15 protein-coding genes are annotated in these 16330 nt (G+C 47.1%); 3 read left to right on the top strand and 12 right to left on the bottom strand.

What is annotated here, in order from left to right; all coding sequences use genetic code 11:
* Positions 1-423: 423 nt before the first annotated feature.
* The 11 genes from KSP24_RS19240 to KSP24_RS19190 all read right to left on the bottom strand — a co-directional run bounded on the left by KSP24_RS19240 (position 424) and on the right by KSP24_RS19190 (position 12596).
* Entirely contained in the window at positions 424-2034 is a 1611-nt protein-coding gene (locus KSP24_RS19240; RefSeq protein WP_013369021.1) for an FAD-dependent oxidoreductase, read from the bottom strand.
* A gap of 23 nt (positions 2035-2057) precedes the next feature.
* Positions 2058-2999 carry an ROK family protein gene (locus tag KSP24_RS19235; RefSeq protein ID WP_254207892.1) on the bottom strand — a complete coding sequence of 314 codons (942 nt, stop codon included), beginning with the start codon at positions 2997-2999 and terminating at the stop codon, positions 2058-2060.
* 116 nt (positions 3000-3115) lie between these two features.
* Positions 3116-3955, bottom strand: coding sequence for a MurR/RpiR family transcriptional regulator (locus tag KSP24_RS19230; RefSeq protein WP_013369019.1), 840 nt, complete (start codon positions 3953-3955; stop codon positions 3116-3118).
* The gene (locus KSP24_RS19225; protein WP_013369018.1) at positions 3933-4652 is read right to left on the bottom strand and encodes an N-acetylmannosamine-6-phosphate 2-epimerase; all 720 of its coding nucleotides are present in this window, start codon (positions 4650-4652) and stop codon (positions 3933-3935) included. Before KSP24_RS19225 ends, KSP24_RS19230 begins: the two co-directional genes overlap by 23 nt.
* Before the next feature lie 5 nt (positions 4653-4657).
* Positions 4658-6199: a DUF4127 family protein gene (locus KSP24_RS19220; RefSeq protein WP_058710652.1), complete on the bottom strand. Its 1542-nt coding sequence runs from the start codon at positions 6197-6199 to the stop codon at positions 4658-4660.
* 96 nt (positions 6200-6295) lie between these two features.
* Complete coding sequence (locus KSP24_RS19215; RefSeq protein ID WP_058710653.1) at positions 6296-8122, bottom strand: protein O-GlcNAcase; 1827 nt, start codon at positions 8120-8122, stop codon at positions 6296-6298.
* A gap of 50 nt (positions 8123-8172) precedes the next feature.
* The gene (locus KSP24_RS19210) at positions 8173-9063 is read right to left on the bottom strand and encodes a carbohydrate ABC transporter permease (RefSeq protein ID WP_025674445.1); all 891 of its coding nucleotides are present in this window, start codon (positions 9061-9063) and stop codon (positions 8173-8175) included.
* On the bottom strand, positions 9063-9944 hold the full coding sequence (locus KSP24_RS19205; protein ID WP_064961839.1) for a carbohydrate ABC transporter permease: 882 nt from the start codon (positions 9942-9944) through the stop codon (positions 9063-9065). The genes KSP24_RS19210 and KSP24_RS19205 overlap by 1 nt, the downstream gene beginning before the upstream one ends.
* A 64-nt stretch (positions 9945-10008) precedes the next feature.
* Positions 10009-11283, bottom strand: coding sequence for an ABC transporter substrate-binding protein (locus tag KSP24_RS19200; RefSeq protein ID WP_058831199.1), 1275 nt, complete (start codon positions 11281-11283; stop codon positions 10009-10011).
* 184 nt (positions 11284-11467) lie between these two features.
* On the bottom strand, positions 11468-12031 hold the full coding sequence (locus KSP24_RS19195) for a DUF420 domain-containing protein (RefSeq protein WP_017425709.1): 564 nt from the start codon (positions 12029-12031) through the stop codon (positions 11468-11470).
* 289 nt (positions 12032-12320) lie between these two features.
* The gene (locus tag KSP24_RS19190) at positions 12321-12596 is read right to left on the bottom strand and encodes a GNAT family N-acetyltransferase (protein ID WP_013369011.1); all 276 of its coding nucleotides are present in this window, start codon (positions 12594-12596) and stop codon (positions 12321-12323) included.
* Positions 12597-12789: 193 nt separating this feature from the next.
* On the opposite strand from KSP24_RS19190, the gene KSP24_RS19185 reads away from it, so the two are divergent.
* The 3 genes from KSP24_RS19185 to KSP24_RS19175 all read left to right on the top strand — a co-directional run bounded on the left by KSP24_RS19185 (position 12790) and on the right by KSP24_RS19175 (position 15323).
* Complete coding sequence (locus KSP24_RS19185) at positions 12790-13752, top strand: ATP-dependent DNA ligase (protein WP_216976271.1); 963 nt, start codon at positions 12790-12792, stop codon at positions 13750-13752.
* 111 nt (positions 13753-13863) lie between these two features.
* The gene (locus KSP24_RS19180) at positions 13864-14403 is read left to right on the top strand and encodes a MarR family winged helix-turn-helix transcriptional regulator (RefSeq protein WP_064961837.1); all 540 of its coding nucleotides are present in this window, start codon (positions 13864-13866) and stop codon (positions 14401-14403) included.
* Positions 14400-15323: an alpha/beta hydrolase gene (locus KSP24_RS19175; protein WP_216976278.1), complete on the top strand. Its 924-nt coding sequence runs from the start codon at positions 14400-14402 to the stop codon at positions 15321-15323. Before KSP24_RS19180 ends, KSP24_RS19175 begins: the two co-directional genes overlap by 4 nt.
* Positions 15324-15385: 62 nt before the next feature.
* Here the strand turns inward: KSP24_RS19175 and KSP24_RS19170 are convergent, their stop codons facing one another.
* Positions 15386-16321 (bottom strand): manganese-dependent inorganic pyrophosphatase, encoded by a 936-nt coding sequence (locus KSP24_RS19170; protein WP_269203392.1) that lies wholly within the window; start codon positions 16319-16321, stop codon positions 15386-15388.
* Positions 16322-16330: the final 9 nt, after the last annotated feature.

The raw sequence follows: 16330 nt of genomic DNA, 5'->3' as shown, positions 1-16330 counted from the left end.
CGTTCGTCCTGAGCCAGGATCAAACTCTCCATTAAAGACCAACCGAAGTTGGTTTATAGAAAGAGCGATTAGCTCATGTTGAAACTGACGATATAAAATATCTCATTGTTTGATTTTGCGAACAAAATCATTTACTCACTCGTTGTTCAGTTTTCAAAGATCAAATTCTTTTTCGCTGCGTTTTTCAGCAGCTATAAGATCATATCATGTTCATTTCAAAAATGCAAGGGTTATTTTTTTCTTCTTTTCGAAGTTTGTTTCGCCCTAGTTATTCTCTTTCGAAACGGCTGTTTTGTTGTCAGCTCAAATAATATATCATATACCTAAGCAACTTAGCAAGTATTTTTTTATTATTTTTATTTTTTGAATACATCTACTCATTTTCTGCTCCGATAAATCAGTCAAGGGGCTAGTGCCCCTTCATTAACTGGTCACTCCTTCTGGTTCGAACACCTCTACTGGCCAATGCAGCTCCACACCTTGACGAAGGAGAACATTTTGAAAACGTCCAAGATGTTCTTCTGACCGGCTCACTTCAATAGGATATACTCCGTTGGAGACACAGTAAGCCGCCAAGCTTCCCGATGATTCTCCTATATTCCATTCTGTAGGATGTAGCCGATAGCAACCATTGGCTATTTGAGTCATCCCTATATTTTTGCATGCAGGAAGCAAATTACGTACTCTCACAGGAATCAGTGAACCCAATGGAATTTCATAAGGATAGTTAGGGATGTAAAAGGTTCGCTGAGATACCGTAGTCGGATGAAGATCTAAATGATAGCTGCCCACACCTACACTGTCTGAATACCGTTTGGGTCCCTCCTTCCCCCGAAGCTCACGACTTACATCAAACTCCGAAATCGTATACTTGGCCTTAATCCGGCGCGACTCGCGAATATAAGCCGTTTTAGCCAGACCGTCAGAAGTGCCAAGAAAATCACCCCGTGGTCGAATTCCTGGATAGCCGAAACCTCCATCTAATCGGGGAGCCTCAGTTTGAAGCCAATATATTAATGAACGAGTCAACTCACGCGCTCCTTCTCGATGCCTTGCCTGCTCCTGAGCGGTGACACCAATCAATGGTCCCAGGTAATAATCATTTTGAGCCCAGTTTAAAAGAGTAACCTCACCATCGTTTAGCGGTTCGCTCCATATGGAAGGATCTACGATACGACGATAATCCCATAAGGATACAATACCCTGATCGTTAGGGAATAATGTGAACTGTTTTAGCTTACTGGTATCATCTGCATCTGTTGCAAACCAGCTCAAAATCGGAAAACGGGAAAAGGACGGGATATAATTTCTCCAGAAATCGTATTGTTGCGGTCGCTCTATAATGAAGCTTTCCTGAGGAATGTAGTCTACAGCAGCCACATGCGTGATAGATTGCATATCAAGAGGATTAGCATACTCCAGTGCATGAGGCTCCCCCGTTGCAGCTCGGGACTCCGCTCCACTCGTATGCTCCACACCCGCCATGGGAAGGAGATCACCACACTCTGTGGCATCCAGATAAAACGTTCCATGCAGCACTCTGAGGCCACTCTTATGATCAGGATTATACGAGGTGCGGACGGTAACAGAAGTGATAGAATCTCCATCTGTCTGAGCAGCAATAGGCACGGTGTGATAATATACACGAACACGTCCCGTATTTAAATAAGGAGCAAGCATATCCTCAAGCACCTGTAGAGCTACCCGTGGTTCATGAGCCAGACGACTTACCCAGCCGTTCCCAGGATTAAGAATCGGATCATTGTAGGCTTCTTCAGTTAATGGATAGTTCTGACGGTAGTAGTCGCGTACACGATTGCGGAACTCACGATACGTTGCTGTGCAACCAAACTGTTCGATCCAGCGGTGCTCATCCGGAGGAACAGCCTGTGAAGTTAATTGCCCTCCCAGCCAGTCCGTCTCCTCTGTCATGATGACTCTCATACCAGCTTTCGCCGCTGCTAGGGCTGCCGATGTCCCACCCAGACCTCCGCCAATCACAACAATATCGGCATCAAGCCGTTTTTGCGTCATGGTTCGTTCCCCTTTCATTTTTACTAAGATTCCGTCATCTCAAAAGCAAGCCTGGCAGCGCCAATGAATCCAGCGCGGTTTCCCAACATTGCCCGACTTACTTCTGTTTGAACTCCCAGTCGGTCCAGATGCTTTTCCAGCAAGGGCCACCAGACATCTCCCGCGTCCGTTACTCCTCCCCCAACAATGATCAACTCAGGATCAAGAGTCACCGATATATTAGCCAGAAGAACAGCTAAATCTGCTGTGTAGTCATCTAGCGCCTGAATTGTCTTCAGGTTGCCGTGAGCGGCCTCTTCCACAATCTCGTTCCCAGAACAATACAGTTTTCCGGTGCATTCACTACCTCGACGTAACAGGGCGCTACCTGATACGTATTGCTCAGCACATCCCTTTTTCCCGCAATTGCAGGGGTGACCTCCAGGAAACAAAATACTGTGCCCCCAATCGCCGCCGCTCCAATGAGCACCTCTACACAAGAGGCCATTTTCCATATACGCGCCTCCGACCCCTGTTCCCAAGGTGAGCATGGCTAGGCGCTGCTTACCCTTCCCGGCCCCCTGCCAAGCTTCTCCAAGTAACGCAGCGTTCGCATCATTATCAGCAACCGCACGTAAAGCCAGCTTTTCTCTAGCCCACCTCACCAAGGATGTACCCTGCCAGCCAGGTAGGTTATCTGTAGCGTACACAACTTCACCGCTCTCCACATTCACTCTGCCAGCAGTAGCAATACCTAAAGCGCCTATACCTACAGGGGTACTCACACTGGTATCTCCAAAAGAACGCATCAGTCTGAATACAGACTCAGACACACGCGACAACACCCATTCACGCCCACGGGAGGCATCTGTATCCATTCGAATTTCATCAAGTACCGATCCATCCCGTGCCACTATGGCGGCCTTTACGGAAGTCCCTCCAATGTCAATCCCAATGACTTTGTTCAATGCAACTGCCACCACCATATCCTCCTTGTTCCCCCACATAAAAGCTTACGAGCTCTTAGCACAAACCTTCTATAGATAGAAAAACATGATGAACTGTCGGAGCGTGCCGTATTCCAATCCACAATCGCAGAATTTCAATAACTTCGTTCAATCACCGCTCTCGCTGTTTTTTCCTTCATTTGTTTGGTGTGACTCGTGTGCTTGCGAGCAAGTCCTTCACAGATGAGGTCAATCACGAATAGCTGTGAGATTTTGGCGCCGATTGAACCGCCTTCTATCGGAGCTTCCTTCCCTGCGGTCAGTAAAACAATATCTGCAATGGAGGTAATAGGTGATTTTGCATAATTCGTAATTGCGATAACTGTTGCACCGTTCTGCTTGGCCTTGTGCAGCATGTCGTTCGTATCCAGCGTACTTCCTGATACACTGATACCAATAGCGACATCACCAGGACTCATGGACACCGCCATCATCGACTGAATATGTCCGTCTGCCACAGCCTCGGCGCGCCGCCCAATCCGCAAGAAGCGGTTTTTAGCATCCTGCGCGGAAATGCCCGATGCACCTACACCGAAAAATTGAACATAACCCGCTTGATCGAGACACGCTATCGCACGACTAAGCTCCGAACGATCCAAGAGCCCCATACTGGAATGCAATATATCGAGCATATTGTGATACACCGTGCGGGTAATATCATGTTCGTTATCTGGGTCGATGTTCTCCTCGCTCATATCGGTTTTGCGATAAGTCTGGTTTTGTGCCAACGACAGTCGGAAATCCTGATACCCTTTAAAACCAATTTTCCGGCAAAAACGCATAACAGTCGTTTCGCCTGTACCTGCAAAGTCAGCCAGCTCCGTCACGGAGAAATATATGATGTCAGCGGGGCACTCCAGTACGCACAAAGCGACCTTTTGCTCCGATTTCGTTAATGAAGGATAATACGTGTTAATTCGGTCGTTCATCTCCATAGATGCATTTCACTGCCTTCCTTGCGGCATCGGCAAACCGCTGCGTAATCAATTGGGGTCTAGTAATCGCCGAGCCTACAACCACTGCATGTGCACCCAGCCGAAACGCTTCCTCTACTTGTGCCGGATCATGGATTCTGCCCTCTGCAATGACAGGAACAGGAACCAGCTCTGATGCTCTCCGAACTAATTCCAGATCCGGACCCTCTATCTGAGTAGAATATGGCGTATAACCGGATAACGTCGTGGATACGCAGCCTATACCAAGGGAAGCCGCATGAAGTGCTTCCTCTAGTGTCGATATATCCGCCATGGAAGCGACTCCGTGCTCATGGGCGTAATCTATGAGGTGTTTCAACTTACACCCCGCTGGGCGCGGTCTCAATGTGGCATCCAGCGCAATGATATCCGCACCTGCCTCCACCAGTTCCTCCATTTCACGGAGGGTAGGCGTAATGTAAATATCAGAATCATTATAATCCCGTTTAATCAAACCAATGACTGGTAGAGGGATCGCCTGTTTAATCGCACGTACATCCGATGCACCATTGGCACGAATCGCTACAGCTCCACCCTCCTGTGCAGCACGCGCCATTTTGACCATAGAATCTGCTCCATGCAACGGTTCGCCTGGTAGCGCCTGACAGGAAACGATCAGTCCATGCCGAACCTTGGATAATACACCTTCCATTCCCATAGGATTCACTCCCTCCCCTCGGCATAATGCCGTACAGTCAATCCAACTTCAAAGGTACGGTTCCACGGCATGTAGCAATCTGTAATTTCCACGCGACCTTCCGGCCCGTTTACATATTCATCGAGTGCCTGCTCCAGCCGTCCGCGAATGACTGCAGCTACCGACCCTCTAGAGCCATCGAGCATAAACTTGTTAAAACCCATCTGCTCCACAATTCCATTATTCATAGCTGTACGTACCACGGCGCAATAACAGGCATCCTCAGCGTAGCGTAGCCCCAGAAAATCCAGGTGTTCCTCCGTAGGACCATAGCGGACATAAAGCATAGACTGAGCAATGACAGTACCGAGCGTGTTAGAACTAGTATTCCAGCCTGCATAGCCTGCCAGCTTAAATAGCAATCCCTTTTGCCTCAATAGTCTAAGTAGCTTGAGATCGGCGCCGTTGGCGTAGGCTACATCAGCAATTGCAATATTTTTATTGGCATCATGCTGCATATGAGCACCGTACTCAACTAGCTCTACCAGATTCCGATGTACATCATATCCGGCCATCGCATGCTGCTGGGATGAAGCTTCTGCCATCGTGTCGCCGGGCGTGTTCGCCAGCAAAATCAAATCAGCCTCCGCTGCTGAGGAAGCAATCAGCCCACCTGCCGCTATAATCTGATACTTTAACGTCTCGTAAAAATAACGATCCTCAAAAAGCGGGACTACAAATGCTCCCTGCAAAGCAGACAATCGAGGATACACCAGTGGAACTACATGATTCGTCTGATTCACCCAACGAGCTAGCAACGTACAACCCACTTCGTCTGCCCCTGGGTACATATATACTTTCAAATCTAACCCAAGCTCGGAAATACGACTTCTTAGCCGTTGTTGATCCTTGGCGGTATAGCCGTAGGGAGCCGAATCATCCTGTGGGATGATCATAAAATCAATCACGCCTTCTGCTACCAGTTCCAGTGCTACTTGATTGGCTTCCAAATTCACACGGCGACGCCCTAGATAATCATCCAAAATCTCTATAGGCAAACGTTCATCGATGTCCGCTAATTCCAGCAACTCTTCTGCGGTAGCGATCGCTAGCTCCTGACGATGCTCAATGAAACCCTTTCTGAATATCTCACGGCCCCAATCAGCATAGTAGTCTGGTTCCTCATCAGCTAAAGAGTACTGCGGACAACGCATAATCAATTGAAATGCATACAGAGTCAGTTGCGGGTATAGTTGCTTTAACCTGCGAAGACGATTAGCCCTGTTCCTGACCTGCCCACTCGACATTCCGTGCAGCCGAGAGGGTACGATCCCCCCGTACAGCAGCGTATCCATCGCAATAATAGCTCCATCAGCACTCGCCGCACGTTCTTCGAGCCATGCCCATAATCTGGTCGTATCGCCAGGGGTTTTCTTTTGTCCCATCCATTCCAATGGAGGGCGCTCCATTTCAAGGTCTGTGCCCTGTGCCAGTAAGTAAGGAAATTGATAATTACAGGGCCGCTCATCCAGCGGCACAAAAAGTAATCGAGTATTTGGCTTCACCATACGCTCCACCTCTCCTGAAAATTACCGTTATCCTAACGGCAAATGGTTATTTTCAGGGCAGCTATGCTGCCTTGGTTCTTTATTCCATACAAATTCTCACAAGATCAGTCGATGTTTGCCTTGTTCATCCTGATCGACATAGCCCCACTGCACGGCGGCACGGATCGCCGGATTGCTTCCCAGCCGAGCCTCCGCTTCCAGGCAAGCCGTAATACTGCGTCGTAGTTCGTCCACGACCTCGTCCGTCAGAGGCGGCGGCTCTTGTCCGTCAGTTGCTTCGCTCTGCATGAGATTTCCTAGCGACTGCACATCGTTCTGGCGCTCGCTACCGAGCGCAGCTTGGCGCAGCACTTGCCACAGGCTCACGTCCAACTTGGCACGTTCCAGCCAAGGCGCAGCCTGTGCCACGAAGCCTGCCGCCGGATCATCGGCAGATATATTCTGTAGGACGCTCACGACGTAAAGCAGTCGCTCGAAGTATATATCCAGCGCAGGGATATCGCGCATTTGCAAGGCAAGGTCCACATCCTCATACGTGCTTCCGCCCAGTCGGCTGTTCTTGTTTTGGCGACAGAAAAACATCAGTTCATCTGTATGCTCCCCCGCCAACTCTCGCACAGCCCATTCCCAGGACAGCTCTGGCATATACCGCTCACTGTTCCACATATAGTGGGACATCGTAATGAGCGTCACTTTGGAGCACTCCCACTGGTTCATCGGGTTGGCTACCATGCCGGTATGTCCGCAATCTGGAAGACCGGAATACCGTCCGCGCAGTGGATCGAGGAATAACCGATCATGGTCACAATCATTCACCGGGATGTTATCCCACAACCACAGCTCATGCCCATAGAACGCATGATTATCGGCAGCATGCTGGCGACTAATCTGTGGAGCAAAAACAAAGTATCCCGTCCAGAACACCTTAATCTCCGGATGCAATCGCTCCCGGAAATCCTTTTTGTATTCGGTATCCCAATAGGACCAATATTCCGAAGGACAGACTGTCAGCGTAAATTCAGGCAGCCGTTCAGCCAACCATGTATGAACCTTATTCGTTAAAAAGACATGGGCGTGGCCCGAGCGGCCCAGTAAATGTCGATTTTCTCCTTTAAGGACATAATCAATGTCATCCATTAATATAGAAAAATGGCGCACGCCAATCGCCATCATGGCCGCCAGCTTTTCCGTTAATTTGAGGAAATCTTCATCGCTGCCAAAACTCAGGTCATTCCCTGGACTGATACAATAATGAAAATCAACCTCGTGCCGTTCACAGTCTTCCTTTAATTCGCGGATTTGGGCAAACGTCTCCTCAGGGTACGGTTCCCTCCATAGCTCACGATGATATGGATCGTCCTTGGGAGCGTACATGAACGTGTTCATCCGATGCGCAGCCATAAAATGGACGGCATCCAACCGATCCGCGAAACTCCACGGTTTTCCGTAGAAGCCTTCAATGATTCCTCTGACCGGAAAGGAAGGCTCATCTCGAATAGATATCACCGGTAGCGTACATCGTTCCTGTTCTACTTGAAGCAGGAGATGCAGGGCATCCATGCCGTACTTGAGCCCTCTTTTATTGGACGCATGGATTTCAATTCTACCTTCCTTCTGAATGTCCAAACGATATCCATCTGCAGTAAGCGTTCTGTCATACTCAAGTACCAACTGCACGCTTCCCCTTGTTTCAGTCGGAACACCGGGTCCCGGAGGTGCAATGAGCCTGATCGGTCCCTCGGGATCCAGTGCACCTTCATATTCCTGGTTCATTGCGAAGCGCGAGGACAGTTCACAGATCAGGTTCGGTTCAGAGATAACCAGTTTGTCCCCACTGTCATACACATCACGAAAATAATATTGAATCTCCTGCGGTGTTAGCCCTACACCCGAATTAGGCCGCATTCCTTTGGACAGTTCCATCGCAATCGTCTCCTTCCATTTAAGGACTCTCCGTAGCCGAGACTTCTTAATTATCCTTTTACCGCTCCCGCCAAGCCTTCCATATAATAGCGCTGTGTGAACAGGAACAATATAATGATCGGCAATACCGAAATCATTGTGCCTGCAGCAATCCAGCCAAAATTATAAGCAAACTGACCATTGAGATACGTAAGTGCAGCTGCCAGCGGGTATAGCTCCGTATCGTTCAGAATAACGATAGGCCACAGGAAGCTGTTCCAGAACGACATGGCCTCCAACAGAGAAATCACAGCAAGCGCCGGTTTGACCAGCGGAAGCACCAACTGCCACCAGATTCGAAACTCCGAAGCGCCGTCCATTTTACCCGAATCACGCACGTCGGCGGGGATATGAATAAACGTCTGCCGCATTAGAAAAATGTTGAACACAGAGACTGCCCCAGGCAACACTACACCCATATATGTATTGCCCAGGTGAAGTCCTTGAATGGTCAGATAATGCACAATAAATGCCGTATAAGAAGGAATAATCATTGTAGCAATCAGCAACGTAAACACCACATTTTTACCCTTAAAACGAAATACAGCCAGGGGATATCCCGTCAAACTGGCCAGTATCACATTGAGCACAACGCCCAATACCGTAATGATGACTGTATTCAGCATATATTTAGGAAAATCCATGAACTGCCACACCTGAACATAGTTGTCGAAATCAATAAAGGTCGGGAAGATTGCAGGCGGCGTTGAGAAAATATTACGGCCTGGCATGAGGGATACACTAAGCAGCCATAGAAACGGTCCCATTAAAAAGAGGGCTAGCAGCACTAAAAGCAAATACATTATCGTCATTCTGAGCACTCGACCAAGACTACGCATGATGCGACTGCTCTCCTTTTTAGGAAGAGACGAGTGTAGCATTTTATCATTCTGTAGATTCATCAATAGGGATTGACACCGCCTTTCCTATTGAATCGGAATACGATAATACTAAGTACTGCAATCATTGCACCGACAATTAAGCCAAGTGCCGAAGCGTACCCAAAATTAAACTGCTCCATCCCCTTTTGAAAAATATACAAGCTGGATGTCAACGTGGCCGTTCCCGGTCCACCCTTGGTTAACACATATACCTCATCAAAAACACGAATAGCTGCCATAAGCGATATGAGGGTACAGAATAAAACGTAAGGTTTTAGCAGCGGAAGCGTAATATGAATAATCAAACGCCATCGACTTGCTCCGTCCACCCTAGCGGCTTCGTATAGATCATGAGGAATGTTTTGTAATCCTGCCAGATAGAGCATCATATAATACCCGAGTCCCTTCCACATCGTGATGAACATCAGTACATACAAGGCTAAATTACTGTCCGATAGCCAGTGTATGTCTTTGCTTATCAAACCTGCTTGTATAAGCAAATAGTTCACTACGCTGTTATTGCCCAACAGCCAACTCCAAATTAAGGCCACAGCTACCATCGAAGTCACAACAGGGATGTAGTAGGTCGTACGAAATATTTTAATTCCAGGGATACGGCTGTTCACCAGCACAGCCATCAGGATAGAGAATATTTGAAGAAAGGGGACAATGAGCACGTACAACAATGAGTTCCAAATCGAAATAAGAAAGTTACGATCCTTAAACGCTGCTTCAAAATTATCCAAGCCGACAAAATGGGTATCTGATATGACAGAGTAGTCCGTCAATGCCAGCGGAATGCTGTAAATAATAGGCCAAAATACAAAGACGGCAAGCAATAACAGTCCCGGCGTCATAAAGGCCCAGGCCGTAAAGGACTCCGACCTCAACCATTTGATCATGCTGCATCACCACCTGATTTTGATAAATGAACAGGGGAGTATTCGCATTACTCCCCTGTCATACCTATTGCTTTAAAATATCGTTTACTTCCTGCTCCAGGGCAGTAAGCGTCTCCTTCGTATCTCTTCCGTTCAGTAAAATATTTTGCAAGGCTCGCGCGATCGCGCTGTTCACATCCTTGGCATTAGGCACACCGACCATATAATCTGTCGCCTTATCCAAGCTTTGTGCAGATACTACCTTGGCTTGTGCTTCTAATGATTGGTCAGACTGAGTAAAATACGGGTCTTTAATGGATTCTTTCGTGGAAGGTAGGGTATTGGCCTCTTTAGAAAAAGCCGTTTGACTCTCAGCATTTGTTAAGAAAACAGCAAATTTCACCGCCTCGTCTATATGTGCAGACTTAGTAGGTACGACCAGGTCCATAGAGTTGGAGAGCCGCACATCAGCTTTGCCGGTTGGGACGGGAACAGCAATCGTATTCTTATATACGTCCGGCGCCGCCGTTTTGATAAAATTGATGAACGTCGGACCTGCCAGCTCAAAGGCAACCTGCTCGCCGGCATAATATTTCACTTGCTGTGAAAAATCAGCATCTTCCTTGAGCACGACACCATCTTCCATCTGTTTTTTTAGATTATCAATCATGGTGACTGCGTCTGGAGTGTTGAATGCAGCTGCTGTCTTCTCTTTATTTAGAATGGGAATACCGTCAACCGCAAAAAGCTTGGATACGAGCTGCTGAGCATAGCCAGCCTTACCGATTTTTCTATTGATTTGGCGGCCCCATTCTGACAATTCCTCCCGCGTTTTGGGCGGATGAGCAGGGTCCAATCCAGCAGCTTTAACCAGCTTTGTATTCATGTAAAGTACTTCCGTGCCGGTATACCAGGGTAGTGCATAAGCTTTACCGTTAATAACCGTAGAATTATAAATACCCTCGAAATAAGCAGCCTTTTCCTCGGGCGACAAGTGTTCATTCATATCAACAACAGCACCCTTAGAACCCATTTGGCTAGCAAATTCCGTATTGAGATTCACTACATCCGGGCTGCTGTTGCTAGCAATACTCGTCAATAACTTATTGGTCACTGCATCATACGGGTAATCCTTCCAATCAATTTTGACATTAGGGTTCTTCTGCTCATAATCGGCAATGACCCGATTAAAATACGGGGTAAATGTAGGTTGTAGCGCAATGGTCCAAAATTGCAGTGTCACTTTCCCTCCGTCTACCTTTTCCGGCTTTGAGCCTCCGCCACCGCAGCCGCTCAGCAGTACAACCAGTGCCAGCATAGATACAAGCAACCGTAACCTGCCTTTCGCTTTCTTTGTCACATGGTGACCCCCTTATTCTTAGTTGATTAAGGTAAATTATAACAGAAATACCGTTATAGAAGGAACATTTTTTCAATAAAATAAATTTAGAAGGAATAATTTTTCTTTTATTGGATACAAAAAAGACGCCTCTTCAACAGAGACGCCATGTTTTCCAAATCAACCTACAGAGGATTGACATCTATTAATAATATGGAGCCATGAAAACGTACACCAAAACCCCAGTCAAGCTCACATATAGCCAAATAGGCATCGTCCAACGGGCAATTTTACGATGTTTTGCTACCTGCATCGTCCATCCCCATACAACTGTGAATAGCGCCAGCGGTACGATAATCGCAGCCAGTATACTGTGCGAAATCAACAGCGTAAAGTAAATCGGCCGCAGGATACCCACACCACCATATTTTGCAGTTTCCGGCGAAATGTAATGGAAGGTTAGGTAGGAAAATAAAAACAAAACGGTACTGGCGAAGGCCAGCAGAATAAAGGTTTTATGCACCTTAATGTTTTTCTTGAAAATCGCAACCAATGCAGCCACCAGGAAAATAAATGTGAAGCTGTTAAAAATCGCATTCAACCTTGGGAAAATAGTGAGATCAAAACTAACACTCCCCTGGTATCCGATCGGCGAAAAGAACAGCAGCAAAATAATCACATTGGCTATAATGGAAACGGTGATAATCAAGGCTGTAAAATTACGATTGCTCGTTGGAACGTACTGCTTGTCCTCACTCGCTTTATTCATCATGAACGTCTCCTTCGTTTAAATTCAGGTTTTCGTTATTTTTGCGGTCATAACCATAATATATTATATAGAACTCATAGATAGCCTGTGAAGTGACAACAGTATGAACAATTTCACAGCGATTCTCCTGAAAATATGCTTCATCATTTGGGAATCGCTCTTATCTCCCCATATCAACGGTAGAATGCATTCATTTTACAAGCTTTATGCACACAAAAAACACCGAAAAGGGATCGTTCCCCACTCCGGTGTTGTGTCGGCTATGCAATATGCTGCCATGATATCATATCTATTGCTGCCAGACGTCACTGTATTCCTGATGACGCTTGAACAGAGCCAGCGCGTACGAGCAAGCAGGGATCACCTTTTTATGCTGTTCCCTTGCCATAGCAACAACTTTGTCGATAAGCTCCTTGCCAATTTTTTGACCCCGTAACTGCTCGGATACAAATGTATGGTCAATGACCAAAGAGTGGTCATCTACGGATTTATAACCTACTTCTGCAACTACCTGTCCATCATCCACCATGACTACTGCATGGTCTTCCTCGCGAATTTGTCTCATGAGACCAATCCCCTTTCTGACTGAAGAAAATGCCGGTACAACTCCATGCGAACGAGTACTGCAATCACTTGATGCCCACGCTAGATATCCTTATCATTCCCCTATTTAGGGGACGGCGAAACATCACATACATAAAAAAGGAACTATCGTCGACACTATATTTATTCCAATTAAGGTAAAGGAAGGTGCTGTGTTGGGTACGGAAATGAAGCCTGTCATCCCGTTTGAACCAGAACTGAGCGAAAAAGTCCCTGTAGATGCAGGCCTTTGGCGTTACGAAATAAAATGGGACGGTACAAGAATTTTAACGTATCACGATCAGGGCAGCACGCGCCTGTTCAATCGCAAGCAGCATGAACGAACGCTATTGTACCCGGAGCTTGCTCGCTTCTCCTCCTACTGCAGGGCAGATTCAGTCATACTGGACGGGGAGATGATCGCACTTGGTGCCGACGGCAAACCCTCGTTCCATGAAATTATGCGCCGGGATCTGATTCGCCGGACGGATCGAATTCAGGCAGCCTATAAAGCCGTACCCGCTACTTACATGTTGTTCGATATTGTTTATCTAAATGGGGAATGGGTTCATCGTAAACCATTACAGGAAAGGCTTGAACTGCTGCATCAGATCATCATACCGAGTGAACGGATCCAACTGGCTCCTGCTCATCCTGATGGACAAGCTCTATTTCAGGTTATGTGCAGCCAAGGAATGGAAGGTATTGTGTGCAAAAAACTGGATAGTCCGTACACATTGGGCGGACAGGACAGACGATGGGTCAAGGTCAAAAATTATGGTGATATCATTGCCGTTATCGGTGGCTATACCCTAAACGGAGGCGTTATCAACGCTGTATTGCTGGGCCAGTATGATAGACAAGGAATGCTGCGCTATATCGGGCACGTGGGTACAGGTAAGCTGACTCGTGGAGATTGGCGTCAGCTAACCGAGCGCCTCTTGCCACATACCATATCGGAGCGACCTTTTATTAATAAACCGGATCGGCATCAAGACGCATTTTGGGTAAAGCCCATGTTTACCGCCAAGATTCAATATAGTGAGTGGCGCTGGCAAGAAGGACGTACCTTGCGTCAGCCCTCCATCCAAGCTCTTGTGGATCAAGGTATTGAACAGTGCATCGGACCTTGGAAGTGACGTTTTCCCGATACTTTTTCAAAAAAATGCAGAACAAAGTTTGTATAAATCATTGCAACCAGTGGTTAATTAAATTACAGTTAACTAATTAACTACATCGAGGTGGATCGCATGTTCTTTTTTTTGGACTCCGAAATTCGTCAACTGGCCTATAATCTATTTCCAGGTGGCAATAAGCCGATTGGTGTTTTGGTAGATTTATTTTCTATAACGTACGAAATAAGAAAAAATATGGAAAAACGTTCGCGTGAATTTGGTCTCTCCTACGGGCAATATATTGCACTTTGTGTACTTTCTGCGCAAAGAGATGAAATGTCCTCTCCTTCTGCTTTGGCTGAAAAGATGGGTGTCAGCCGAGCAGCAATCAGTTCTATGGTCATTTCTCTTGAACAAGAAGGATTCATTAATAAATACGACGATCCCAATGACAAGCGGGGAGTGTTTGTTTCCCTGAATGATAAAGGAAGAAGTAAAATTCAGCAGATGGACCCTTTTTTTATAGGGCTGGCTTCACGTCTGATGTCAGACTTTACTGAATCGGAACTCTGCCAGTTTCAGACCTATTTGTCACGCGTACGAGATGCTTTTGAAGATGTTAAAGGTTCGCGTCTAACCACCCCCAGCGCCCTCAGAGAGGAGAAAGACAAATAGTGCGAAGACTGAGACAAAATCTGTTCGTCAAACTTGCCCGCAGATCGGCTGGCCGGATGATAACAGCATCCGATTTTAAACCTTCGCATTCTCCCAAAGTACATCGGACAGAGAGGATGATTCCCACCTCTGTAGGTGATTCCAGGGTGATTGTATATGAGCCTTCCCTCAGGTCTGCTGATCCACTCCCCGTATTCGTCAATTTTCATGGTAGCGGATTCATTATGGGCAGCGCTGAAATGGATGACCCCTGGTGCCCGGTCATTGCCGAACGTGCGAATTGTGTCGTCGTTAATGTTGATTATCGCTTGGCCCCGGAGCACAAATTCCCTATTCCGCTACAGGAAAGCTATGATGTGACCCAATGGGTGTACAAGCATCCTAACGTGCTGAACATCGATCCTCAACGCATTGCGGTCGGCGGACATAGCGCAGGAGGTAATCTTGCAGCAGCACTGTGTCTTATGGCCCGAGATCGCAAGGAATTCCCGATTGTGTATCAGGTGCTGGATTACCCATCACTGGATATCGCTACAGATCCCAAGCTGAAGCCCCAATTTGAGAGGGCGATTCCGCCTCGCGTGGCAAAAATCTTCAATGAAAGCTATTTGCGCTCGCCAGATGAGGCGCGAAATCCGTTGGCTTCTCCTATTTATGCAGAATCGCTACATGATCTCCCTCCTGCGCTGATCATAACGGCCGAGCTGGACTCCTTGGCTGATGAAGCTGAGTTGTATGCCAAGCGGCTGATTGAAGCGGATGTACCCGTAATGTATAAGAAATACATGGGTGCCGCACATGCTTTTACTCATAGCGGGGATCTCGCTGTAGCTGAAAGTGCCTGGCACCTGATGAGCGACCAGTTGAAATTGGCATTTGAATTTGGTATCGAGGACACTCTGGAAGATCTGAGGAAATAAAAATAAGCCTCCTGCTACCACTGCCTTCATGCAGTCGGGTTCAGGAGGCTTATTTTATATCATTACAAACTGTTAAAAGCTTCTGTCAATACAGGCACAATTTGCGATTTGCGCGATACGACGCCTTTCAGAACAGCTTTGTTGTCATCCAACTGTACATTGTAGGCTTTTTCAACTGCTTGGGCTTGGCTTCCCAGCGCAATACCAATGGAATCACTGTTCACAATGTCTGTTACGACGAACAAGAACAGATCAAGATTTTTAGCTGCAATGGTTTGGGCCAATGCAGCTTCCAAATCAGCTTGACGGGACAGCACATCGTTTACGTCTACTGCGTTCACTTGTGCAATTTCCACTTTGCGTCCATTCATCTGGAATTCTTTTGCGTCCAAGCTTACTAACTGCTCAATCGTGTGACCACTCAAATCAGCACCCGCTTTAAGCAAGTCAAAACCGTAACGATCTGCATCTACACCAGCAATTTCGGCCAGTTCGCGGGCAGCGGCTACGTCCTGATCTGTGCAGGTCGGGGATTTGAACAACAGGGAATCGGAAATAATCGCGGACAACATCAGACCTGCGATTTCTTTGGGAATGGCTACACCGTTTTCCTTGTAGAGCTTGTTCAAAATGGTGGCTGTACAACCTACTGGCTCAGCGCGGAAGTACAGCGGCTGGCTTGTTTCAAAGTTAGCGATCCGATGGTGATCGATGACTTCAGTTACGCGCACCTTGTCAATGTCTGTTGCGCTTTGCTGGCGTTCATTATGATCGACCAGAATGACGCTGTCTGTTTCAGCAGCAACCTGCTCAACCAGACGCGGCGCGCTCACTTTGAAATAATCCAGCGCATACTGCGTTTCTCCGTTAACCTCTCCCAGACGAACCGGCTCTACGTCCGCACCCAGTTTGGTTTTCAAGTCTGCATAAGCAATAGCTGAGCAAATGGTATCCGTATCCGGATTTTTATGCCCGAAAATCAATGTTTTTGCCAACATAATCGACTC

The organism is Paenibacillus sp. AK121, assembly GCF_019042715.1.
In the GTDB taxonomy this organism is placed as follows: domain Bacteria; phylum Bacillota; class Bacilli; order Paenibacillales; family Paenibacillaceae; genus Paenibacillus; species Paenibacillus polymyxa_C.
The sequence above is the reverse complement of the archived record's forward strand: the minus strand, read 5'-3'. Positions and strand labels throughout refer to the sequence as shown.

Excerpts from the sequence above, each read along its gene's own strand:
- KSP24_RS19235 (WP_254207892.1), bottom strand. The coding sequence starts at position 2,999 with ATGGTGGTGGCAGTTGCATTGAACAAAGTCATTGGGATTGACATTGGA.
- KSP24_RS19190 (WP_013369011.1), bottom strand. The coding sequence starts at position 12,596 with ATGAGACAAATTCGCGAGGAAGACCATGCAGTAGTCATGGTGGATGAT.
- KSP24_RS19205 (WP_064961839.1), bottom strand. The coding sequence starts at position 9,944 with ATGATCAAATGGTTGAGGTCGGAGTCCTTTACGGCCTGGGCCTTTATG.
- KSP24_RS19210 (WP_025674445.1), bottom strand. The coding sequence starts at position 9,063 with ATGAATCTACAGAATGATAAAATGCTACACTCGTCTCTTCCTAAAAAG.
- KSP24_RS19230 (WP_013369019.1), bottom strand. The coding sequence starts at position 3,955 with ATGGAGATGAACGACCGAATTAACACGTATTATCCTTCATTAACGAAA.
- KSP24_RS19225 (WP_013369018.1), bottom strand. The coding sequence starts at position 4,652 with ATGGGAATGGAAGGTGTATTATCCAAGGTTCGGCATGGACTGATCGTT.
- KSP24_RS19220 (WP_058710652.1), bottom strand. The coding sequence starts at position 6,199 with ATGGTGAAGCCAAATACTCGATTACTTTTTGTGCCGCTGGATGAGCGG.
- KSP24_RS19195 (WP_017425709.1), bottom strand. The coding sequence starts at position 12,031 with ATGAATAAAGCGAGTGAGGACAAGCAGTACGTTCCAACGAGCAATCGT.
- KSP24_RS19170 (WP_269203392.1), bottom strand. The coding sequence starts at position 16,321 with ATGTTGGCAAAAACATTGATTTTCGGGCATAAAAATCCGGATACGGAT.
- KSP24_RS19180 (WP_064961837.1), top strand. The coding sequence starts at position 13,864 with ATGTTCTTTTTTTTGGACTCCGAAATTCGTCAACTGGCCTATAATCTA.
- KSP24_RS19240 (WP_013369021.1), bottom strand. The coding sequence starts at position 2,034 with ATGACGCAAAAACGGCTTGATGCCGATATTGTTGTGATTGGCGGAGGT.
- KSP24_RS19215 (WP_058710653.1), bottom strand. The coding sequence starts at position 8,122 with ATGGAACTGTCCAAAGGAATGCGGCCTAATTCGGGTGTAGGGCTAACA.